Raw genomic sequence first — 22,377 nt, forward strand, 5'->3', positions numbered from 1 at the left:
TCAGGAACGGGTGGCAAACTTAGCCAGAGATTCCCGAATGCGCAAGAGGTAGCGCTTTTTCAGGTAGTAGGTCTGCACCTGGGCCAGGGCGGCGGAGCGGGCCTCGGCAGGCAACTGCTCATAGCCAGTCAGGACCGGCTCGATGCCGGCTTCCAGCGTATCGTTCAGTTCGTTAACCTCCATTTCAAGGCGCGAAACCAGGGCTGGATCGGGTTCAAATTCGAGCTCCATCAACTGTTCATTGAGCTCCATTACCTCCATCAAAAAATCGGGGGGCAAGGCCTGTTTTCCTTCTTCCAGCAACTGATGACGGCCCAGAATATAGGCCATGCGCTGGTCGGGGTGGCTGAGGGTGCGGTAGGCGTCGGTGTTGCGGGTGGCCAGTTCCAGGATTTCGCGCTGCTTCTCGGGGCTGGCTGTGGCATGGAAATCGGGGTGGTACTCGCGGCTCAGGGCGTAGTACTGTCGCTTAAGGGCCGCTTCGTCGGGGCGGAAGGATTCAGGCAGGCCGTAAAATTCGAAGTAGTCAGGAATGGGCATAGGCGGGGAACGTGCGGCCAAGCCGCAGGGAAAGTACCAGGACTAACCAGAGTCCGGGGGATTAGGTTACGCGCCGGGCGCTGCCGGCAGCTCGGCGGGCTGCACCGAAAAGGCCAGGGGCGGGGCCGCGAACAAAGCCTTCGTGGCGGGCCAGACCTGCCCAAACAGCTCGGAGCGGCGGTAAGTGTTCAGGTCCTCGGCTGATTCCCAATGGCTGTGGGTGCAGTACACGTGGGGCTGGTCGGCGTCCTGCCAGAGCTCCAGGAAGCGGCAGCCCGGCATCTGCCGAATCTGGCTCTCCGAATCCTGAAAAATCTGCAGGAAGGCCGGCACGTGTTCCGGGGCAAACGTCAGGCGCACAATGCGGATAATCATGGGACGGGTAAGTGAAAGGCGGCTGGCATCGCCGCTACCCCAAAGCGGGAAGGCAATGCGGAGCCGTTTGAAAAGGCAATAAGACAAGCTATGAAGTAGAGGAGCTGACAGGGTGTCAGCCATGCAGTTAACATAATTAATTCACTGAAAGCATAGTTAAATAGTTGCTAAGAAATGGTTATCAGTGCATTAAGATGAAAATCTAACATCCACCTGAGAATCGAAGTGCAGGCCCAGCAGCTCCGAGGCGTTGCCCTGGTTGATGCCGATGCACAGCCGGTCCTGGCTGTTGAAGATGCACACCGCCTCGCCGGGGTCAGCGGCCTGGAAGTGGGCGACGACCTCGCGGACGGTTTCGCGGGCGAAGTGGACGGTAAAAGGCCGGTCGCGACCGATAACTTCCATGGCCGTGCGCGAGATATCGGTGATCAGGTTGCCGTAATGGTCCACGTGCACCACGTGGCCGGTAATGCGGTTGTCCTGCAGGCGCAGCTGGCGGTTGAGCAGCTGGTAGGTTTCGGTGGTGAGCGGGCCCAGCTCGGGAAGGGCACCGCCCCGGGCCAGGTGCACGGCGGCGGGGGCCAGCAGGTCGCGGGTGGGGGAGGCGGTGGTGGGCCGCCCGGCCCCGAGCGTGACAATCTGCTCGGGGTTGCCGTCGCAGAGCAGGGGTAACAGGCCGTTGTCGGCCGTCACGAAGTAGTGGTCCTGGAACCGGGCCGCGTGCCAGGCGGCGTGGGGGGCACCCAGGTCATTGACGCCGACCAGGTGGACCGTCCCGGCCGGGAAGTCGGCAAAAACGGCGCCCAGCACGTGCACGGCATGAGCAATATTAAAGGGCTCGATGCCGTGGGTGACGTCGAGCACGGGCACCTCGGGAGCCAAATGCAGGATTCGCGCCTTCACGGCGGCCACGTAATGGTCGCGGTAGCCGAAATCAGACAAAAACGTAATCAAGCCCATGACCGGAAATTCGCAGTTATTCGTACTATTGCCTCACCCCCTGCGGGGGCGGCAAAAGTAGGCCTTTTGGCGCGAACCGGCCGCGGCAACGATAATGCGCGTTTTGCTGTTAAACAGGGCAGCGGCCCACTGCCCAGCGCCGGGCCGGCCTTTCCTCTTCTCTTTCTGCTCTTAAATTCCCTCAGTTTGGTCGAAAAAATCATCACGCTGGAAAATGTGTCCCTGGTCGAATTCCTGGGGGCCGACAATCAGAACATCCGTCAACTCGCGGCTGCCTTTCCGGGTAGTAAAGTTATTTCCCGCGGCAACGAAATCAAGATTCAGGGCCAGCCGGCCGTGATTGCCCGCATCAACGAAATTCTCTCGGCCCTGATTGAGCACTACCACCAGTACGGGGCCATCACCGATAAAACGGTGAGCCAGTACCTGTCCTCGGCCGATGAGGAGCTGGAAGAAGCGCGCATGGCGGCCTCGCCCGACGTGATTCTGTTCGGGGCCAAGGGCGGCGTCATCAAGGCCCGCACGGCCAACCAGCAGCGCCTCGTGGATGCCGTGATGCAGCACGATTTGGTGTTTGCCCTCGGGCCGGCCGGTACCGGCAAAACCTATATCTCGGTGGCCCTGGCCGTGCGGGCGCTCAAAAACAAGGAGGTCAAGAAAATCATCATTTCCCGCCCCGTGGTGGAAGCCGGCGAAAGCCTGGGCTTTCTGCCCGGCGACATGAAGGACAAGGTGGACCCCTACCTGCGCCCGATTTACGACGCGCTGGAAGACATGCTGCCGCCCGAGAAGTTCAAGTTCTACCTCGAAAACAAGACCATCGAGATTGCGCCCCTGGCCTACATGCGCGGCCGCACGCTCAACAACGCCTTCGTGCTGCTCGATGAGGCCCAGAACACCACGCCCTCCCAGCTCAAGATGTTCCTGACCCGCATGGGCCCCCAGGCCAAGGTGATGGTGAACGGCGACCGAAGCCAGATTGACCTACCCACCAGGCAGAAATCGGGCTTGAACCAGGCCCTCGACATTCTGCGCGACGTGAAAGGCATCGGTTTCGTGGAAATGACATCCGAGGACGTAGTGCGCCACCGCCTGGTGAAGCAGATTGTGCAGGCCTACGACCGGTTCGACGTGGATCAGCAGCAGGAGCTGGCCGACCAGCACAACCGCCCCGTGCGCCCGGCCCAGCCCTTCCGCCGCCCCAACGGCCCCGGCTCCGAAGCCCCCGACCCCGGCAAGCACCCCGACGCCCGCCCCGAGGACGACGGCACCAAGCTGCCTGTAAACCACGAGCAGTAGCCTATCGGCCCCGGATCTCGTCATTGCTGGTAACATAAAAAACGGCCGCTTCCGCTGGGGGCGGCCGTTTTTACGCCCGGCTAATGGCCCGATGGTTACTTTCGCGTACCCGCCATTCCCCCGCCGCCGAGCAAAACCGGGTTTACGCGTTGGCCCGCTCACTACTACTAAGTCATGCTTTGGGGGATGTAGTGCGAACTACCGAGTTCGTGCTACCTTCAACCTACTCATTCCCCGAGTCACTCATTCACAGTTCATGCAAGTCCACCGCATTACCTCCGAAGAGGACCTGACGGCCGCGCTGGCCATTCGCCGCACGGTGTTCGTGCTGGGCCAGAACGTGCCCGCCGACCTGGAAAACGATGCCCACGACCGCACCGACGCCACCCACTACCTGGCCCGCACGGCCGACGGCCAGCCCTGTGGCACTGCCCGCTGGCGCCCCACCGAGCAGGGCGTGAAGCTGGAGCGCTTCGCCGTGCTGGCCGATTACCGTAACCAGCAAGTGGGGGCGGCCCTGCTGGCGGCCGTGCTTCGGGACGTGCGCGCCGCCCACCCCGGGGCGCTGGTGTACCTGAACGCTCAGCTGCCGGCCGTGCGCTTCTACGAGCGCCACGGCTTTGTGAAGGCCGGCGAGCAGTTTACCGAAGCCGGCATCGAACACTACCAAATGACCGCCCCGCAATAAGTAAGAGCCGCGTTTTTTGCCGGAATCAGGCGTCCCGACTTGCAAAATCGGGGCGCTTGTTCGTTTGCAGGATTTTTATCACCTTAACTGCCAGCTGATGAGGAAGTAGTGTCATTATTTTCCGGGTTCGTTATGGAGGTGAAATGGGCGCCAAATGCCTTTGTCCGGCTGGTGCTGCCGCTGATGGCCGGCATCCTGACCTATCTGTACTTCGGGTCCGAGCTGCCCGTTACCTGGCCGCTGCTGGCGGCCCTGACGGCTGCCTTCCTGGGCGCGCAGCGGTGGGCGGCCCGCCGGCCCACCCCGGGCCTTACCGATACGGCAGGTCTGCTGGCCGTGGCGGCTTTGTATGCGGCCGGCCTCACGCTTACCCAGCAGGCCACCGAAAGTCGGGCGGATAACCACCTGTACCGCTTCGGCAAGGAAATAGAGTTTTACCGGGCCGTGGTAGACGACTACACGGTGCTGCGCCCCGCTACCTATGCTACCACCGTGCGCGTGTCGGCGGTGCGGGTGGGCGGGCAGTGGCAGCCGGCCGTGGGTGGCATCCGGGTATCGATTCCGCGCACCGATACGCTGCCCGCACCCCGCTACGGCGACGTCTGGCTGGTGCGGGGGGCGCCGGCCCCGAGCAAGGCCCCGCTCAACCCCGGCGAGTTCGACTACCGCCGCTACCTGCAGTACCACCAGATTTACCACCAGCACTTCATCCACCCCGACCAGTACCAGCGCGTGGCCGTGGCCCCGCCCAGTGTGCTGCGGGCCGTGGCCATGCGGGCGGCGCGGGCAGTCGAGGGCGTGTTCCGGCAGTACGTGCGCGCCCGCCGCGAGTACGCCCTGGCCTCGGCTTTGGTGCTGGGCATCAAGGACGACGTGGACCAGCAGACCAAGCAGGCCTACGCCAGCACCGGCACCACCCACATCATGGCCGTATCGGGGTTGCAGGTGGGGCTGCTGTTCGGGGCCGTGAGCTGGCTGCTGGGGCTGCTGCCGGGCCGGCGCGGGCCGCTGCTGCGCCTGCTCACGGCCCTGCTGGGACTGGCCGTTATCTGGAGCTACGCCTTCCTGACGGGCCTTTCGGCCTCGGTGCTGCGGGCGGCCGTGATGTTCTCCTTCCTGATTGTGGCCCGGGCCACCGACCGGCAGACGTCCATGTACAACCTGCTGGCCGTGGCCGCCTTCGTGCTGCTCTGCTACGACCCCTACCTGCTCTGCGACGTGGGCTTTCAGCTCTCCTTCCTGGCCGTGCTCAGCATCGTGTATTTGCAGCCCCGCATTGCCCGCTGGTGGGAACCCCGGGAGTTCTGCCTTGACCGGCAGCGCCCCTGGCAGCCCCCGCTGGTTCAGAAAGCCTGGAAATGGCTGGGCGTAGCCCTCGACTGGACCTGGCAGGCCACGGCCCTGTCGGTGGCGGCCCAGGTGGCCACGTTTCCGCTGGGCCTGTTCTACTTCCACCAGTTTCCGCTCAGCTTCCTGCTCTCTAACCTCGTGGCCGTGCCCATTTCCAGCCTCGCCGTGTACGTGGGCATCGTGGTGCTGCTGCTGAAGGGCTTGGTGGTGCTGATTGGCCTGGTTTCGGCTCCCGCCGCACATGGGTTCGACTTTCTGGTGCAGGGCGTAGCCCGGGTGTTCGAGTTTATGATCTGGTGCTTTAATGAGTACATCTTCCTGATCGGGCGCGCGCTGCCGGGGGCGTTGGTGTCGGGCATCCACATCACGGCTCCCCAGGCCTGGCTGATTTTCGCCGTGATTCTGGCCCTGCTGGCGTTTTTCGCCTTGAAAAAGCTTTCCTGGCTGCTGCTGGCCTGCTCGCTGCTGGGCGTATTTGCCGGCAGCCGGGTCTGGGCCGCCCGCCGCCTCGCCCCCGACGAGCAGCTGGTGGTCTACAGCATTCCGCGCCGCTCGGTGCTGGGGTTCTGGCAGGGGGCCAGCGCCGACATCGTGACCCTGGACTCGCTGGCGCTTTCCGAAACGGAGCGTACTTACCGCATCGTGCCGGGCAGCATCCGGCGCAACGCCCGGCGGGTGCGGCACTGGCCTGGCTGGCGGGGCTGCCCCGTGCCGGCGCGGGTAGCCGAGCCGGGCCTTCTGCTGCTGAGCTGGCGGGGCCGGCGGCTGGCCGTGCTCCATGGCCGGCTCAGCGGGGCCACCCACCCCGTGCCGGGGCTGGCGGCCGTGGTGCTGCGCCGCAACGCCCGCGTAAAACCAGAAGAAGTAACTGCCGTGTTCGGCAAAGCTGCGCCCATCGTGTTTGATTCTTCCTGCAAAAGCTGGTACGTGGCCCGGCAGGACGCTGTGTTTCAGGCGGCTGGCTTCCGCACCCACGACGTGACCCAGCGTGGGGCGTTCATCGTTCGGGCAGGGCCGTAGAAGGGGTAGGCCGGGAAGTTGACCGAATCCGCCGCCGCTTTCCGGCGGCAGTTCGTATTATAGTAGCATCAATTTTGCTACGTTTGGCTTTCGCGCCTCTTTTTCTTGTCAGCCGAGCCCGTTTTCCTTGTCCGGTGCTCCCCGCTGCTATTTCTCACCGCCCTTACCCCCTGACTATGGAAGACATGCCCACTCAGGAACTGGAAGACCTGCGCTACATCCGCTACGATGTGCAGGATTCCATTGGATACATTACCCTTAACCGCCCCGAAAAGCGCAATGCCCTCAACGCTAACGTGGTAACCGAGCTCAAGCTGGCCTTTGGTCATGCCGAAGACGACGAGACCTGCAAGGTGATTGTGCTGCGGGCCGAAGGCGACGTATTCTGCGCCGGCGCCGACCTGGCTTATCTGCAGGAACTCCAGAACTTCGGCTACAACGATAATCTGGCCGATTCCACTCACCTCATGCAGCTGTTTCACCAGATTTACACCCTCAACAAGGTGGTCATCGGGCAGGTGCACGGCCACGCCCTGGCCGGGGGCTGTGGGCTGGCGACTATCTGCGACTTTGCCTTCACCGTGCCGGAAGCCAAATTCGGGTACACCGAAGTGAAAATCGGGTTTCTGCCGGCCATCGTGAGCATTTTCCTGCTGCGCAAAATCGGGGAAACCCGCACCAAGCAGCTCCTGCTCACCGGCGACGTGATTTCGGCCCAGCGGGCCATGGAGTACGGCCTCGTCAACTTTGTAGTGCCCCGTGAGGAGCTGGCCGACAACGTGTACAAGTTCGCCCGCCGGCTGTGCGTCGAGAACTCGGGCCAGAGCATGGAAGTGACCAAGGAAATGCTGGCCCGCATTCCGGAAATGCCCCTCGAGGACAGCCTCCGCTACGCCGCCCGCATGAACGCCGACGCCCGGGGCTCTGATGACTGCCGCCGCGGCATTGCCGCCTTCCTTAACAAGGAAAAGCTCACCTGGGATAATTAAGCCCAACGCGTGCCGGTGCGCCGGTTGGCCCCGCCGGATCGTCAGAAACCGCAGCCAGGCAACAGTTTCCGGAATTCGGTTTCGGGAATGGTTGCCGGGCTGCGGTTTCCGGCGTCTGGGGGAGGCCCGGCAAACTCCCGGAAAATGTGTATACTCCCCCTAGATTCGCTTTCGCCTTCTTTTCCGGAGCCATTTTGCGGCCTCCGTTGTTTCCTTTCCGTGACTGACGCAACCACTACACCCGCCCGCCCCGACCTGCTGCGCATCCCCTACGATGACTACCGCGCCCTGCCGGCCATTGCCAACTCCGACCTCTCGCGCCTGCGCGACGCCCTGAATGGCCGCCCGCCGCGCCCGCACACCAGCGTGGGCGGGGCCCTGGGCCTGGGTACGGCCTTTCACACCGCCCTGCTCGAGCCCGATCTGTACGAACCCGGCCAGCCCGGTATCAACGACACGCTGATCTGGTGGATGGTGGAGGGCGTACAGCTGCACCCTGAAATGAAGGCCTTGCTGGAAGTGGGCACGCCCGAGCCCAGCTGCATTTTTACCGAGCCCGTAACCAACACGCTCTGTAAGCTCCGCGCCGACCTGGTCATCGACCACCCCGGCCACCCCTACACCGTGGTGGATTTTAAAACCACCATGGCCCGTGACCATAACCACTTCGTGGAGCAGTGCACCAACTACGACTACGACCGGCAGGCCGCCTTCTATGCCGACGCCCTGCAGGCGGAGCGCTTTCTGCTGGTGGGTGTGCAGAAGGTGGAGCCGTTCAAGGTGTTTGTGTACGCCGTGCCCCCGCTCATGCGCTCCGAGGGCCGGGCCAAGTACCTGCGTCTGCTGCGTCTGCTCAATCCGGAAACCCCCGTGCCGCTTTCGGTAGTGCAGGCCGTGCGCGAGGTGCGCGCCGCCCTCACCGGCTCCGACGAGGACTGAGCTATTGCCGCCGCCTGGTACGCGCGTTGAACAAGGATTGGCGGTGGCACGCTGCGAAATTTTATATCCGGTGAAATTCAGCCTGAATTACCTGAATAAGGCAGATTTATATAAAATGTAAATGCCCGGTCGAGAAAATAATAGTTCACTTATTTGGCCGTGCGCCAATAAGCAGGTATACTTGCACACATCCTAACGGAATACTGACTTCACTCATGCGCCATTTTTGCAATAACCGCCAGAATAATAACTCGAATAATCCACTTATTCGGGACTGGAAGGCTATTGCTCCTTTGGAGAAACAGAAATAATCGGTAACTGATTTACTCTGTAAGCCTTCCCTGACCGGAAGGCTTTTTTTGTGCCTGCGCGTGCCCGGAGTCAGTAAATTAATTAGCTGATTGTCGGCTTTTCACGCGGCATTTAATTTCCGGAATCATAAAAATAAACTCCCCTCGGGAGTCGGAAATTCGTGCGCTTTTTTTTGAAAAAAATTCCATAAATAATAAAGTAAACTGCCATGACTGCATCAGAATTATTGCAGACGGAGCAAGCCATCAGCTTCGTGAAAGAGACGTTTGTGCGGGAACTCACCAGCCGCCTGCACCTGAGTAAGGTGTCCGCACCCATTGCCGTGCTCGACGGCACCGGCATCAACGACGACCTGAACGGGGTGGAGCGGCCGGTGGGCTTTCCCGTCAAGGCCCTGGCCGAGCGCCGCGCCGTGGTAGTGCATTCGCTGGCCAAGTGGAAACGGGTGCGCCTGCACGAGCTGGGCATTGAAGCCGGCCGCGGTCTGCTCACCGATATGCGCGCGTTGCGCCCCGACGAAGATTACTCGCCTATCCACTCCATTTACGTGGACCAGTGGGACTGGGAAAAGCACATCGAGGCCGCCCAGCGCACCCCGGCCTTTCTGCGGGCCACTGTGGAGGACATCTACGAGGGCCTGAAGGCCACGGAAGCCCGCGTGGCCGCCGAGTACCCGGGTATTACGCCCGTGCTGCCCGGCCGCATCACCTTCCTGCACGCCGAAGACCTGCTCCGCCAGTACCCCGACCTGACGCCCAAGCAGCGCGAGCACGAGGCCGCAAAACAGTACGGGGCGGTGTTTCTGATGGGCATCGGCGGGGAGCTCAGCCACGGCGAGCCCCACGACGGCCGCGCCCCCGACTACGACGACTGGAGCACCGAAACCGCCGCCGGCTACCGGGGCCTCAACGGCGACATCCTGCTCTGGCACCCGGTGCTGCAAACCGCCTTCGAGGTGTCGTCGATGGGTATTCGGGTGGATCGGCAGGCCCTGGTGCGCCAGCTGGCCCTGCGCGGCTGCCAGGACCGGCAGGAGCTGTCGTTCCACGCCCGTTTGCTACGGGGCGAGCTGCCCCAGAGCATTGGGGGCGGCATCGGGCAGAGCCGGGTGTGCATGTTCATGCTGCGCAAGGCCCACATCGGCCAGGTGCAGGTGAGCATCTGGCCCGAGCAGGTGCGCAAGGAGCTGGCCGAAGCCGGCGTGGGCCTGCTGTAAGGCCAGTGGAACAGCTGCTGTGGGCAGCGGGCGGGGAAGCAGGTTTGGCGGCCGTAGCTTCCCCGCCTTTTCGTGCGCGGGGCTGGCAACGGGCGGCTCCGGTAACCGCTGGGACTGGCTTTTCGTTGGGGCCAAGGCCGGTTCCGGTCCGCAATTCCATCTCACTAAACCTTCTTGCCCATGGCTACCAACGACAAAGATGCCGATGACATCTACACTAAATTTCAAGACGACGTCAACATGACGGCTACCGAGCTGAAAAAATGGCTGCAAACCGACGAATCGAAGTCGGTGGGCCAGGACAGCGGTGACGGCAGCAGTATCGGCCATCATTCGGGCGAGAAGATCGTGCAGATTCTGGGCAAGAAAAAAGCCGACCTCACCGACGACGACCGCGCCCACATGCACAAGGTGCATAGCTACGTTAGCCGCCACGTGGCCCAGGGCGGCCCCGAGCATAAGAAGGACGTGGAGACTTCCGCCTGGCGCTATTCGCTCATGAACTGGGGACACGACCCGCTAAAAAAGTAGCCAACTGGTCTGGCCCCCTAAACGGCTACCGGGCGGATAAATCCTTCCGAAGGATTTATCCGCCCGGTAGCCGTTTGCTGAGCGTAAGGTGGGGGTAAGCGGCAAGAAGCCAGCGGAGCCGGCCTCACCCGTGCCTGCGTTACCCGTTTGACTTCAACGGCTCAGGCGTGCAGGGTAAGCACGGGCGGCTGGGCGTGCAGGGCAACATCTTCGGAAATGCTGCCCTGAAACAGGTGACGCAGCGCCGAACGGCCGTGGGTGAGCATCACCACCAGGTCGGCGTGGGCCTGGGCGGCGAAGCGCGGGATGCCGGTGCGGGCCTGGGGCGCGTCGAACACTTCCGGCTGGTAATGGGTAAGGTGGTGGCGAGCGGCGAATTCGTGGATGGTGGCCAGGGCCTGGGTGTGGCGGTCGGCGGAAGGAACCACGTCGAGCAGGTGCAGGGTGGCTTCCGGGAACAAGGCCTGGAGCTGGTGCAGGCCGGGCACTGCCAGGTCGGCTTCGGGCGAGAAATCGGAGGCGAAGACGAGGTGGCGCACGTCGAAATCGATGGCCGGGTGCTTCACGTTGAGCACCGGGCAGGGCGCCACGCGCATCACCCGCTCGGTGTTGGAGTTGAGGAAGAACCGCGTCCAGGACGTGTGCTTGTGGGCGCCCATCACCACCAGGTCGATGTGGTGGTCGTGGATGGCCTGGAGCACGGAGTCCTCGAATCCGGCCGTCAGCACCAGGTCCGTGACGGGCACCTCAGGGGCCTGCTGGCGGGCTTCGGCCATCAGGGCGTGGAGGCGCCGTTTGGTTGCCTGGAGCATTTTGAGCACGAATACGTTGTTGAGACTGTCGTCGCTGACCCGGCTGCCGGAGGTGGCCATGTGGGCTACCGGCGGCAAATCAACGACGTGCAGGAGCATAACGTGGCCCTGGCTGCGGTGGGCCAGCTGCACGGCCGCCTCCAGGGCGTAGAGCGCCTCGGGCGAGAAATCAGTGGGAACGAGAATGTTTTTCATGGCGGGCAGGGGGAATAGCGGAAGGCGCTACCAGGTTCAGGGCGGGGTGAAAATGAAGGGCCGCCAGAAGCAGTGGGAAGCTGAATAAGATACATATTTAGTATGATATATAAAACTGATAGTTAGTTCTATAGCTTGCTGTGGCCTTGGTCTGTGGGCACAGGACGTCCGCTGTGGCCGCTTCGCCAAACCGGGTACGGCCAACGTAGCCCCCCAGGGCATTCGGGCAAAAACCATGGCGGCGAAGCGGCCGGCACCGTGCCTGCCGTGCCGGCGTATGGCGGAGGGGCAAGTCGCGGAGCCGGGGTGAGGGTGGGGCGGGAAACGGGCAGTCGGAGAATTGATCCGGGACTTTATCGCCCCGGCGTTGTTAGCAGGCCCTATGACGAATGAAATGATTCCCCCGGTGCTCATCATCGGGGCGGGCCTTTCGGGGCTGATGGCGGCGCGGCAGCTGGTGGCCGCCGGCCGGCCGGTGCGGGTGTTGGAAGCGCGTGAGCGGGCCGGCGGGCGCACCCACGCCGTGCCCGCCGGCCCCGGTCAGCCGCTCGTGGACCTGGGCGCTACCTGGGGCTGGCACCATCACCCGCGGCTGGTGCGGCTGGCCCGGGAGCTGAACCTGACCCCCTTCGAGCAGTACAGCGCCGGGGCCATTGCCTACGAGGCGGGCGGCTCCGTACATCACCTGGCCCAAGCGGCGGGCTCGGCAGGCTATCTGCGGTTTCCGGGCGGGGCTGCCGCCCTGGCCCGGGCAGTGGCGGCCCAACTGCCGGCCGGCACCGTGCAGCTCAGTACGCGCGTTACCCGGCTGCGCCAGGAGGGGGGGGGAATAGTGGTAGAAGCAGAAGAAAACGGCCATTCCGTGACCTACCAGGCCGCCGCCGTGGTGGTGGCCCTGCCGCCCCGGCTGGCCGCCCACAGCCTGCAATTCGAGCCCGCACTGCCCGCCGAAGTGCGTGCCGCCCAGCACGAAATGCCCACCTGGATGAGCCACGCCATGAAAAGTGTGGTGGTGTATGAGGAGCCGTTCTGGTGGGCCCGGGGCGGCTCGGGCTTCGCGGTCAGCCAGGTAGGGCCGCTCACGGAAATCCACGACGCCACCCCGCCCGAAGGCCGGCCGGGGGTGCTGTTCGGCTTCTTCGCCGCGCCCCATCCGTTGCGCAGTGCCGCCCCGGCTGCCCGCCAAGCGGCGGTAATAGCGCAGCTGGCGCGCATTTTCGGCCCTGCGGCGGCCGGTTACCGGGCCTACGAGGAACTCGACTGGACCCGGGAACCGTTCACCAGCACGCCCGCCGACGCGGCCCCGCCGTCATCGGTACCGCTCCAGGGCCCGGTCATCCTGCGGCAGCCGCTCTGGCAGAACACCCTGCTCTGGGCCGGGGCTGAAACCGCCACCGGCGAATGCGGCCGCCTCGACGGGGCCATCGAAGCCGGCGAACGGGCCGCAGCCCAGGTGCTGGCAGCAACAGCCGGATAATTTACGCTACGCAACGGTTTTATTTTGCATAACCCGCACGATGTAGCGCGACCTTTGTAGTTCGCGTCTCCGCGCCATTCAACTGGCTTTCACGGCGCGGAGACGCGAACTACAAAGGTTGCGCTACAGGCAACGGCGTAAGAGCAGCGTAGTAATTGAATGGTGTAGAGACGCGACCCTTCGCGTTTCGTCGTTGAATGATGATGTGCTGACGGCGCGGACGACGAGACGCGAAGGGTCGCGTCTCTACACCGTATTCACGAAACCGCGTAAACCAACAACGCCCCAGGCAAACGTAATAAGGTCCTTCCTTCGTCAGGATGACGTTCTTTTGACAACTGACAACTGACAACCGGCAACCATGACTCCCACTCCCCACGCCCTCGAAGACGCATTGTTCACCAATTCCTTCGTGGCGGAGCTGGCCGGCGACCCTTCCTGGGAAAATGAGCCGCGCCAGGTGCCGGGCTACCACTACTCGCGGGTGGCGCCCACGCCCGTAGCCAATCCGCGTCTGCTGGCCTGGTCGGCAGAGATGGGAGCGGAGCTGGGCCTGACGCCGCCCCCGGAGCAGGGCGCGGCCACCGAGCTGCTGGCCGGCAACCGCGTGGCCGATTCCATGCGGCCCTACGCCGCCCGCTACGGCGGCCACCAGTTCGGCAACTGGGCCGGGCAACTCGGCGACGGCCGGGCCATTTCCCTGGGTGAGCTGGCGGGCACGGCGGGGCGGCGCTGGGAGGTGCAGCTGAAAGGAGCCGGCCCCACGCCCTACTCGCGCCGGGCCGACGGCCGGGCGGTGCTGCGCTCCTCGGTGCGGGAGTTTCTGTGCTCCGAGGCCATGCACCACCTGGGCGTGCCCACCACCCGGGCCCTGAGCCTGGTGAGCACCGGCGACGCGGTGGTGCGCGACATGTTTTACGACGGCCACGCCCGCCCCGAGCCGGGGGCCGTGGTGGCCCGGGTGGCGCCCTCGTTCGTGCGCTTCGGGAGCTTTCAGATTCTGCTGGCCCACGGCGAAATCGACAACCTGCGGGCCCTGGCCGACTACGTAATCCGCCACCACTACCCCGAGCTGGGGGCGCCCTCGCCGGCCGGGTACGCGCGCTGGTTCACCGAAATCTGCCGGCGCACGGCCGTGCTGGTGGCCCACTGGCAAACGGTGGGCTTCGTGCACGGGGTGCTCAACACCGACAACATGAGCATTCTGGGCCTGACCATCGACTACGGCCCCTACGGTTGGCTGGAGCCCTACGACCCCGCCTGGACGCCCAACACCACCGACTTTGGGGGGCGGCGCTACGCCTTCGGGCAGCAGCCCCGGGTGGGCCTCTGGAACCTGACCCAGCTGGCCCAGGCCCTGGCCCCGCTCGTGGCCGACCCCAACCAGGACCTGCGCCCGGCCCTCGATACCTACATCAGTACGTACCAGGCCACCTACCACGCCCGGTTGCTGGCCAAGCTCGGTCTCACCAGTCAGCACCCCGAAGCCGACCACGCCCTGCTGGCCGCCCTGCCCGCCGCCCTCGAAGCCGCCGAGGCCGACATGACCCTCTTCTTCCGCCGCCTCTCCGAAGTCGTGCCCGCCCTGCTGGCTCCCGAGGCCGAGGTAACCGGCTGGGGCCGGGAACTGCTGGCCGCCGTTTCCTACGCTGCCCCGGGCAGTGCGGGCGAGGCCCCGCTGCTGACCTGGCTAAGCCAGTACGCCGACCGGCTGCGCGCGGAACCGGCCGCGCCGGAGGCTATCCGGGCCGGAATGCTGGCCTGCAACCCCAAGTACGTGCTGCGTAACTACCTCGCCCAGCAGGCCATCGAAGCAGCTGAAGCCGGGGACCTGAGCCTGCTGCACACGTTGCACGAAGTCCTGAAAAAACCCTTCGCGGAGCAGCCGGAGCACGACGCCCTGGCCGCCCGCCGCCCCGCCTGGGCCGCCACCAAGCCCGGCAGCGCCACGCTCTCGTGTAGCTCCTGATGAGTGGTTAGTTGTCAGTTGCTAGTTGTCAGTTGTCAGTCTGTTCGGAGTTGCCAAAAACGGCTACTGGCAACTGACAACTGACAACTGACAACCGACCACTAACCACTAATGCTGCCTGAGAAGCCAGGCGTAGGCCGAAGCCAGGTCGTCGAAGAGTATGACGGTGGGGCGGGTGACGAACTGCATGGCCGTTTCCATGCTCTTGCGGGCCGACCAGTTGGCGGGGCAGACCCAGGCCACGGAACAGATGCCGAGCCGGGCCAGTTGCAGGTAGTATTCGCCGCCCACCCAGCGGGCCGCCCGTTCCCACTCACTGCTGACCTGGCTATTGTCGTTGAGCATTTTGCGGCAGGGGCGGGCTTGCAGCAGCTCCAGCACCAGCTCGCCGCCAGTCCGGGCCGATTCGGCCGAGTGCTGTCCCCGCCACTCCACGTAAAGCCACTCGCGTGCCGAGTCGTAGGAGATGGTAAGGCCCGGCGTATCGTACAACTGTTCCATGCTCAGTGACTGATGATAAAGGCTCGGCCCCAAGATGCGCAACAACCGCTAGAAAGCCTACTTGCGCTTTCCGCGCCGCCCCTGCGGTGGTCCGACGTGCTTACCTACGCTAAATACGGCAATCCGGACCCCGCCCGCCGCCTGCTGTTGTCGGAAGCCGAATGGGCCGCCCGGCTTCTGCCCGCGCAGTTCCAGGTGCTGCGCCAGGCCCGCACCGAGCCGCCCTACCGCAACGCCTACTGCCGCTCCTACGAGCCCGGTCGCTACGCCTGCGCCGGCTGCGGGCAGGTGCTCTTCGATTCCGCCGCCAAGTACCACGCCATTTCCGGCTGGCCCAGCTTCACCCAGCCCGCCACCCGTGGGGCCCTCCGCTTTCATTTCGACGACTCGCACCACATGCAGCGCGTGGAAGTGCGCTGCAATGTCTGCGAAGGGCACCTGGGCCACGTCTCGGCCGACGGCCCGGCCCCGGCGGGGCTGCGGTTCTGCATCAACTCGGCCAGTCTGCGGCAGGCGCCGGAGGGGACGCTTTAGGCCACTGTTTCGGGGCCGGTTGGTTGCAGCAGGGAGCGGTGAAAAGCGGGGGCGGTAATCGGTTTGTCGTCCGGCAAGCGCCGGAGTGCTGGTATATTTTTTCGGATGCTTGCCGGCGGCCGCCGTATACCCGGGCACTCTCCTAACCTGCTCTCCATGCCTGATTCTGTTCAACCGACTACCCATTTCACCGGTTTCGTGCGCGTGCGCGGGGCCCGGGAACACAACCTGCGCAACATCGACGTGGATATTCCGCGCGATGCGCTGGTGGTGTTTACCGGCGTTTCGGGCTCGGGCAAGAGCAGCCTGGCCTTTGGCACGCTCTACGCCGAGGCCCAGCGCCGCTACCTGGAGTCGGTGTCGCCGTACGCGCGGCGGCTGTTTCACCAGATGGCGGTGCCGGAGGTGGAGGCCATTGAGGGCCTGCCGCCGGCCGTGGCCCTGCAGCAGCAGCGCGGCACGCCCACCACGCGCTCCTCGGTAGGCTCCGTGACCACGCTCGCCAACCTCGTGCGCATGCTCTACTCCCGGGCCGGCGACTACCCGGCGGGCCAGGGTATTATCTACGCCGAAGCCTTTTCGGCCAACACCCCCGAGGGTGCCTGTCCCACCTGCCACGGTCTGGGCCGGGTGTACGAAGTGACGGAGCAGACCATGGTACCCGACCCCACGCTCACCATCCGGGAGCGGGCCATTGCCGCCTGGCCCCTGGCCTGGGGCGGCCAGAACCAGCGCGACATCCTCGTGACCCTGGGCTACGACGTGGACACGCCCTGGCAGGACCTCCCGCAAAAGGACCGGGACTGGATTCTGTTCACCGACGAGCAGCCCGTGGTGCCGGTGTACCCCGGCTACTCGCCCGAGCAAACCCAACGGGCCCTCCGGCGCCAGGAGCCGCCCAACTACATGGGCACGTTTATGGGCGTGAAAAAGTACGTGCTGCATACCTTCGCCACCACCCAGAGCGCCCTCATGAAGAAGCGGGTGCAACAGTACATGCTGGGCGCGGCCTGCCCCACCTGCCACGGCAAGCGCCTGCGCCGGGAATCCCTGAGCGTGACCTTTGCGGGCCTCGACATTGCCGATTTTTCGGCCCTGCCCCTCAAGCGCGTGGTGGAGCTGCTGCGGCCCTACGAAACGGGCACCGAAACCGGCCACGCCCGCCACGAGGCCGCCCACCCCGAGCAGGTAGAAGCCGCCCGCCGCATCGCCCAGGATTTGCGCGCCCGCCTCGCGGTGCTGCTCGATCTGGGCCTGGGCTACCTTTCCCTGGAGCGCAGCACGCCCACGCTCTCGCCCGGGGAGCTGCAACGCCTGCGCCTGGCTACCCAGCTCTACTCCAACCTGTTCGGGGTGGTGTACGTGCTCGATGAGCCCTCCGCCGGCCTGCACCCCTCCGATACCGAAGCCCTGCTCGCGGCCCTGGCCAGCCTCAAAAGCGCGGGCAACTCCTTATTCGTGGTCGAGCACAACCTCGATGTGGTGCGCCAGGCCGACTGGCTGGTGGATGTGGGCCCCCGGGCCGGCGAGCAGGGCGGCCAGATCTTGTACAGCGGTCCGCCCGCCGGCCTGCGCGAAGTAGCCGCCTCCCAGACCCGCCGCTTCCTGTTCCCCGAAGCCGCCGAAACTACTCCGGTGCCCGCACCCCGGGAGCCCGCCGGCTGGTTGCGGCTCGAAGACGTGACCCGCAACAACCTGACGGACCTGACGGTGCAGTTCCCGCTGGGCGTGCTCACGACCGTTACGGGCGTGTCGGGGTCCGGCAAATCGAGTTTGGTGAGTCAGGTGCTGGTGGAGCTGGTGGCCGAGCAGCTAGGCCAGCGGGTGGAAGCCGAAACCGAGGAAACCGACCCGCTGGAGCGCGTGGAAGCGCCCGCCACGGAGGGCCGCATTGCGGCCGGGCTGGAAAACATCCGCCGGCTGGTGCGGGTAGACCAGAAGCCCATCGGGCGCACGCCCCGCTCCAACATGGCTACCTACACCGGCCTCTTCGACCACGTGCGTAAGCTGTTCGCGGCCACGCCCGAGGCCCGCAAGCGCCGCTACGATGCCGGCCGCTTCAGCTTCAACGTGGCCAAAGGGCGCTGCGAGAACTGCCAGGGCGAGGGGTTTGTGATGGTGGAGCTGCTGTTCCTGCCCAGCGTGTACGCGCCCTGCCCGGTCTGCCACGGGGCGCGCTACAATGCCAAAACCCTCGAAATTCAGTACCAGGGTAAGAACATAGCCGAGGTGCTGGGCCTGACCGTGGACGCGGCCTGGGAGTTCTTCGCCCAGGAGCCGCCCGTGCACCGGGCCCTCACGGTGCTGCGCGAAGTGGGCCTGGGCTACCTGCGCCTGGGCCAGCCCGCCACCGAGCTGAGCGGGGGCGAGGCCCAGCGCATCAAGCTGGCCACCGAGCTCCAGCGCACCCAGCGCGGCACCACCCTCTACGTGCTCGATGAGCCCACCACCGGCCTGCACCCCGCCGACGTGGAAAAGCTGCTCACCCAGCTCCAAAGCCTGGTGGCGGCCGGCAATACGGTGGTGGTGGTCGAGCACGACATGCGCGTGGTGGCCGCTTCCGACTGGGTGCTCGATATGGGCCCCGGCGCCGGCGACGAAGGCGGCCGGGTGGTAGCCGAAGGGCCGCCGGTCCGGGTTGCGCAGACGAAAAGCAGCAAAACGGCCCCCTACCTGCGGCGGTTTCTGTCCCGGTCCTGATGGCCGGGCACAAGCCGGCCGCGGGCGAGGTACCAGTTGTGTACGCCGGAAAGGCTATATTTAGCAGACACTATAACCGCCGCAAGCGGACGGAGGGAGCGTATACGGACGGAATAACCAGGTTGACATCAGGACTATGGAGGCGCTTAAACGGCAGAACGTTACAGTTTCGGGCTCCGGTGAGCAGCTGATTGTCTTTTCCCACGGCTTTGGCTGCGACCAGCGCATGTGGCGGCTGGTGGCCCCGGCCTTCGAAGCCGACTACCGGGTGGTACTGCTGGATTTGGTAGGCGCCGGCGGCTCCGATCTGAGTGCCTACGACCCCGCCCGCTACGCCACCCTGCACGCCCACGCCGAGGACTTGCTGGCGGTAGTGGCCGCGCTGGCGGCCGGGCCGGTGATTTTCGTGGGCCATTCGGTCAGTGCCACGATTGGGTTACTGGCCGCGGCGGCGGCGCCCGAGCAGTTCCGCTGTCTGGTGCTGCTGGGGCCCTCGCCCTGCTACCTCAACCAGGGCCACTACGTGGGCGGCTTCGGGGCGCGCGATATTGAGGAGCTGCTTGGCGCCCTCGACAGCAACTACCTGGGCTGGTCGGGCAACATGGCGCCCGTGATTATGGCCCACGATGAGCGGCCGGAGCTGGCCGGGGAGCTGTTCCGCAGCTTCTGCGCCACGGATCCGCGCATTGCCCGCCACTTCGCCCGCGTAACGTTTCTGGCCGACCACCGTGCCGACCTGGCCCGGGTGCGCACGCCCTCGCTCATTGTACAAGTTGCCCACGATGCGCTGGTTCCCGTACAGGTAGGCACGTATCTGCACCGGCACCTGGCCGCCAGCCAGTTGGTGCTGCTCGATACGTTTGGTCATTGTCCGCACCTGAGTGCACCCCGGGCCACTATTGATGCCATCCGGCAGTACCTAGTTCACCTCCCTTCATGAGCCCGCAACCTGAGCCACTACGTCCCCCGCTGGATCTGCGGCTGACCCAGGAAAACCTGGAGGACCTCTACGACGACGCGCCCTGCGGCTACTGCTCCTGCCTGCCCGACGGGACGCTGGTAAAGGTGAACCGCACCCTGCTCACCTGGCTGGGCTACGAGCGCACGGAGCTGGTAGCCCGCCGCTGCTTTCAGGAGCTGCTGACCGTGGGCGGGCGCCTGCACTACGAAACGTACTTTGTGTCGTTGCTGCTGCTGCGCGGGCAGGCCCGTGAAATCAGCTACCAGCTGTGCCGGGCCAACGGGGCGTCGCTGCCGGTGCTGCTCAACGCCACGCTGGTACGCGACACCGACGGCGAGCCCCTGGTCGTGCGCATTACTTTGTTCGATATCACGGAGCGCCGCAAGTACGAGCAGGAGCTGCTGCGGGCCCGGGCCCAGGCCGAGCAGCAGGGCGAGGACCTGGCCCGGGCCAACGACCAGCTCACCCGCCAGAATGAGGAGCTGACCCGCATCAATGCCGACCTCGACAGCTTCGTGTACACCGCTTCCCACGACCTGCGCCAGCCCATCAACAACATGGCCGGCATCTTTGCCGAGCTCAAGCGCACGGCCACCTTCCACGACCCCGAGGCCGAGGGCATGGTGGGCATGTTTGAAGAGGCCCTGGGGCAGATTATGACCACCATCACGGGCCTCACCGAAGTGGTGCAGCTGCAGCGCCAGCTGGCCCCGGAGGCCGAGGAAGTGTTGCTGGCCCCGCTGCTGGAAGAGGTCATCAACGCCCTGCGGCCCCAGCTGCAGGAGATGGCCGGCACGTTCCTGGTCGATGTGGCCGCCGTGCCGTCGGTGCGCATCGGGCGCTCGGGCCTGCACAGCATGCTCTACAATCTGCTCAGCAACGCGCTTAAGTACGCCCAGATCGGCCGGCCGCCCGAAGTGCGGGTACGGGCCGACCGGGCCGAGGACGGTGCGCCGGTGCTCACCGTGCAGGACAACGGCCGGGGCATCGACCTGGAGCGCCACGGCCGGGAGCTGTTTCAGCTCTTCCGCCGCTTCCACCCCGAGGTGCCGGGTTCGGGCCTGGGCCTGTATCTGGTCAACCGGCTGGTGCACCAGGCCGGGGGGCAGCTGGATGTGTCCAGCGTGGTGGGCGAGGGCACCACCTTCCGCATCAGGCTGCCGCGCTAGGCCGCCGGGGCGGGTGGCAACCGGTCCGGCCAGGACGTTGGCAAAACTCTTTTGGGGGTTGCCGGGGGGCGCTGGGGGGGCTCAGGCAGCGGGCGGGGCCTTTTGGCCCCGCCGGCCCGGGGGGCGGGCGGGCAGCAGTCCGAAGTTGGCCGGGAAATGCGGACCTTACCGGCTGCCGGGTCCTATTGACCGGTTTCATTTCCGGCCGGCGCTTCCGCGCGGTTCGTGCCGGACTCCTTCTGTTCTATGGATTCCGCCTTCCGGCCGTCGGCTGAGCTGCTGCTTAGCTTCGGGTTCACGCGTTTTGCCTCGCCCGCAGGCCAGGCCCGCTACAGTCGGCCCAGTGAGGTGGGCCAGGAGACGGTGGTGCTCTACGACGACGACGAAATGACCCTGCTCGAAGCCGTGAACGGCCAGCTGCTGTACTGCTTTCAGGGCCGGGTGGCCTCCGAGGCCGAGCTGCGGGTGCTGCTGCGGCAAGTGAACTGGCCCGCCGAGGTCGGCCGCTAAAGCTCTGGTCCGCCGGTCCGGCCGGCGGCCCGGCCACTACGTTCGGCTTTGCTACTCAGCCCTATTGCTTCTTTACCCAATACCCCTCTTCCGTGGACCAGGACCTGCAACTCAGTTTAGCCAACAACGCCAAGGAATGGCTGGCGCTTTCTCTCTCCATCTCGTCGGCTGAAAAAGTGGCCTTCGACAAAATCCACGACGGCTTTTTTACCATGTACGGGGCCGATTTCATGACCCACGTCTACCGCGGCACGTTTGAGCAGACCCTCCAGCAACTGCCCGAGGCCGAGCGCACCAAGCTGCTCATCTGCTTCAAGAAGGCCATGGACAAGGCCATCGACGAGCACTACTCCGTGCGGACGGTTTAGCCCGGTGGCGGCCCGCGCCGCGGGCCGCCGTACTGGTGGACTCTCACCCCGCGCCCGCCTCCCCGGCCCGCTAAGCGGCCACAGGGGCGGGCGGGGCGGGGCGAAGCTGCGCCCTATTCGAAGACGATGGTTTTGTTGCGGTGCACGCACACCTGCTCGCGGCAGACCAGGGTGAGGGCGCGGGCCAGGGTGAGCTTTTCCACGTCGCGGCCGGCCTGGGCCATGTCGCGGGCGCTCTGGGTGTGGTCGGTGGGGATGACGCTCTGGGCGATGATGGGGCCCTGGTCGAGCTGGTCGGTGACGAAGTGGGCGGTGGCCCCGATGCTTTTGACGCCCCGCTCGTAGGCCTGGGCGTAGGGGCTGGCCCCGATGAAGGCGGGCAGAAAGCTGTGGTGAATGTTGAGCAGGCGGCCGGCAAAGTGACGCACGAAGTCGGGCGAGAGAATGCGCATGTAGCGGGCCAGCACCACCAGCTCGGGCTCGTAGTGCTGAATCTGGGCCAGGACGGCCGCCTCGTGGGCTTCCCGGCTCAGGCCTTCGGCGCTGATGTGGTGGTAGGGCACGCCCAGCTTCTCGGTAATGGCGCGCAGGTTGTCGTGGTTGCTGATAACGGCCAGTACCTCGGCCTGGAGCTGGCCGAAGAAGTGGCGCACCAGCAGCTCGGAGAGGCAGTGGTGCTCGCGGGTGGCCAGCAGCACCACCCGCCGGGGCCGGTCGTCGCGCAGGCGGATGGTGGCCGCCGCCGGCAGGGCCGCTTGCAGGTCGCGGACCAGGGCGGCCGGGTCGCAGGGGCCGTCGAACTCGGTGCGCATGAAGAAGTGGTGGTCGTGGCGGTCCACGAACTCGCCGTTGCGCAGGATGTTGAGGCCGTGCCGGAACAGCACTTCGGAGGTGCGGAACACGAGGCCAGGCTCGTCGGGGCAGTCAATGAGCAGGTAGTGAATCATGGGCAGGCAGCAGAT

Annotated in this window: 21 protein-coding genes; 15 read left to right on the forward strand and 6 right to left on the reverse strand. The window is 65.2% G+C overall.

Annotated elements, in window-relative coordinates:
* The 3 genes from hscB to KLP40_RS05965 all read right to left on the reverse strand — a co-directional run bounded on the left by hscB (position 1) and on the right by KLP40_RS05965 (position 1,875).
* On the reverse strand, positions 1 to 540 hold the full coding sequence (gene hscB, locus KLP40_RS05955) for a Fe-S protein assembly co-chaperone HscB (RefSeq protein WP_215592840.1): 540 nt from the start codon (positions 538 to 540) through the stop codon (positions 1 to 3).
* A 66-nt stretch (positions 541 to 606) separates the two neighbouring features.
* Positions 607 to 915 (reverse strand): putative quinol monooxygenase, encoded by a 309-nt coding sequence (locus KLP40_RS05960; RefSeq protein WP_215592841.1) that lies wholly within the window; start codon positions 913 to 915, stop codon positions 607 to 609.
* Between the two features lie 189 nt (positions 916 to 1,104).
* Positions 1,105 to 1,875 (reverse strand): SAM hydrolase/SAM-dependent halogenase family protein, encoded by a 771-nt coding sequence (locus KLP40_RS05965; protein ID WP_215592842.1) that lies wholly within the window; start codon positions 1,873 to 1,875, stop codon positions 1,105 to 1,107.
* A 186-nt stretch (positions 1,876 to 2,061) separates the two neighbouring features.
* Here KLP40_RS05965 and KLP40_RS05970 point away from each other — a divergent pair, with 186 nt between their 5' ends.
* The 7 genes from KLP40_RS05970 to KLP40_RS06000 all read left to right on the forward strand — a co-directional run bounded on the left by KLP40_RS05970 (position 2,062) and on the right by KLP40_RS06000 (position 10,219).
* Positions 2,062 to 3,174 (forward strand): PhoH family protein, encoded by a 1,113-nt coding sequence (locus KLP40_RS05970; RefSeq protein ID WP_246558663.1) that lies wholly within the window; start codon positions 2,062 to 2,064, stop codon positions 3,172 to 3,174.
* Positions 3,175 to 3,430: 256 nt separating this feature from the next.
* Positions 3,431 to 3,862, forward strand: coding sequence for a GNAT family N-acetyltransferase (locus KLP40_RS05975; protein ID WP_215592843.1), 432 nt, complete (start codon positions 3,431 to 3,433; stop codon positions 3,860 to 3,862).
* A 132-nt stretch (positions 3,863 to 3,994) separates the two neighbouring features.
* Positions 3,995 to 6,232 (forward strand): ComEC/Rec2 family competence protein, encoded by a 2,238-nt coding sequence (locus tag KLP40_RS05980; protein WP_215592844.1) that lies wholly within the window; start codon positions 3,995 to 3,997, stop codon positions 6,230 to 6,232.
* Between the two features lie 176 nt (positions 6,233 to 6,408).
* Entirely contained in the window at positions 6,409 to 7,221 is an 813-nt protein-coding gene (locus tag KLP40_RS05985; protein WP_215592845.1) for an enoyl-CoA hydratase/isomerase family protein, read from the forward strand.
* A gap of 219 nt (positions 7,222 to 7,440) precedes the next feature.
* Complete coding sequence (locus KLP40_RS21185) at positions 7,441 to 8,160, forward strand: PD-(D/E)XK nuclease-like domain-containing protein (RefSeq protein WP_215592847.1); 720 nt, start codon at positions 7,441 to 7,443, stop codon at positions 8,158 to 8,160.
* 520 nt (positions 8,161 to 8,680) lie between these two features.
* Positions 8,681 to 9,688, forward strand: a complete 1,008-nt coding sequence (gene asnA, locus KLP40_RS05995; RefSeq protein WP_215592848.1) for an aspartate--ammonia ligase — start codon at positions 8,681 to 8,683, stop codon at positions 9,686 to 9,688.
* Between the two features lie 180 nt (positions 9,689 to 9,868).
* Entirely contained in the window at positions 9,869 to 10,219 is a 351-nt protein-coding gene (locus KLP40_RS06000; RefSeq protein ID WP_215592849.1) for a DUF3140 domain-containing protein, read from the forward strand.
* 161 nt (positions 10,220 to 10,380) lie between these two features.
* Here KLP40_RS06000 and KLP40_RS06005 read toward each other — a convergent pair whose 3' ends face one another.
* The gene (locus tag KLP40_RS06005) at positions 10,381 to 11,226 is read right to left on the reverse strand and encodes a universal stress protein (protein WP_215592850.1); all 846 of its coding nucleotides are present in this window, start codon (positions 11,224 to 11,226) and stop codon (positions 10,381 to 10,383) included.
* A 382-nt stretch (positions 11,227 to 11,608) separates the two neighbouring features.
* Here KLP40_RS06005 and KLP40_RS06010 point away from each other — a divergent pair, with 382 nt between their 5' ends.
* Positions 11,609 to 12,703, forward strand: coding sequence for a flavin monoamine oxidase family protein (locus tag KLP40_RS06010; RefSeq protein WP_215592851.1), 1,095 nt, complete (start codon positions 11,609 to 11,611; stop codon positions 12,701 to 12,703).
* Positions 12,704 to 13,064: 361 nt separating this feature from the next.
* A complete protein-coding gene (locus KLP40_RS06015; protein WP_215592852.1) occupies positions 13,065 to 14,672 on the forward strand; it encodes a protein adenylyltransferase SelO in 1,608 nt (535 codons plus the stop codon).
* 108 nt (positions 14,673 to 14,780) lie between these two features.
* On the opposite strand, the gene KLP40_RS06020 is transcribed toward KLP40_RS06015, so the two are convergent.
* A complete protein-coding gene (locus KLP40_RS06020; RefSeq protein ID WP_215592853.1) occupies positions 14,781 to 15,173 on the reverse strand; it encodes a SpoIIAA family protein in 393 nt (130 codons plus the stop codon).
* 96 nt (positions 15,174 to 15,269) lie between these two features.
* On the opposite strand from KLP40_RS06020, the gene msrB reads away from it, so the two are divergent.
* From msrB to KLP40_RS06050, 6 genes are all read left to right on the forward strand, one after another.
* Positions 15,270 to 15,707 (forward strand): peptide-methionine (R)-S-oxide reductase MsrB, encoded by a 438-nt coding sequence (gene msrB, locus KLP40_RS06025; RefSeq protein WP_317196753.1) that lies wholly within the window; start codon positions 15,270 to 15,272, stop codon positions 15,705 to 15,707.
* 156 nt (positions 15,708 to 15,863) lie between these two features.
* Positions 15,864 to 18,407, forward strand: a complete 2,544-nt coding sequence (uvrA, locus tag KLP40_RS06030; RefSeq protein WP_215592857.1) for an excinuclease ABC subunit UvrA — start codon at positions 15,864 to 15,866, stop codon at positions 18,405 to 18,407.
* Positions 18,408 to 18,543: 136 nt separating this feature from the next.
* Positions 18,544 to 19,347 (forward strand): alpha/beta fold hydrolase, encoded by an 804-nt coding sequence (locus KLP40_RS06035; RefSeq protein ID WP_215592858.1) that lies wholly within the window; start codon positions 18,544 to 18,546, stop codon positions 19,345 to 19,347.
* On the forward strand, positions 19,344 to 20,537 hold the full coding sequence (locus KLP40_RS06040) for a sensor histidine kinase (protein ID WP_215592859.1): 1,194 nt from the start codon (positions 19,344 to 19,346) through the stop codon (positions 20,535 to 20,537). Before KLP40_RS06035 ends, KLP40_RS06040 begins: the two co-directional genes overlap by 4 nt.
* 246 nt (positions 20,538 to 20,783) lie before the next feature.
* The gene (locus KLP40_RS06045) at positions 20,784 to 21,047 is read left to right on the forward strand and encodes a hypothetical protein (protein ID WP_215592860.1); all 264 of its coding nucleotides are present in this window, start codon (positions 20,784 to 20,786) and stop codon (positions 21,045 to 21,047) included.
* Between the two features lie 92 nt (positions 21,048 to 21,139).
* Positions 21,140 to 21,415, forward strand: a complete 276-nt coding sequence (locus KLP40_RS06050) for a hypothetical protein (RefSeq protein WP_215592861.1) — start codon at positions 21,140 to 21,142, stop codon at positions 21,413 to 21,415.
* Between the two features lie 113 nt (positions 21,416 to 21,528).
* Here the strand turns inward: KLP40_RS06050 and purU are convergent, their stop codons facing one another.
* Positions 21,529 to 22,362 carry a formyltetrahydrofolate deformylase gene (gene purU / locus KLP40_RS06055; RefSeq protein WP_215592862.1) on the reverse strand — a complete coding sequence of 278 codons (834 nt, stop codon included), beginning with the start codon at positions 22,360 to 22,362 and terminating at the stop codon, positions 21,529 to 21,531.
* Positions 22,363 to 22,377 lie beyond the last annotated feature (15 nt).

Origin of the sequence: Hymenobacter piscis (assembly GCF_018760735.1) — a bacterium.
Taxonomy (GTDB): Bacteria; Bacteroidota; Bacteroidia; order Cytophagales; family Hymenobacteraceae; genus Hymenobacter; species Hymenobacter piscis.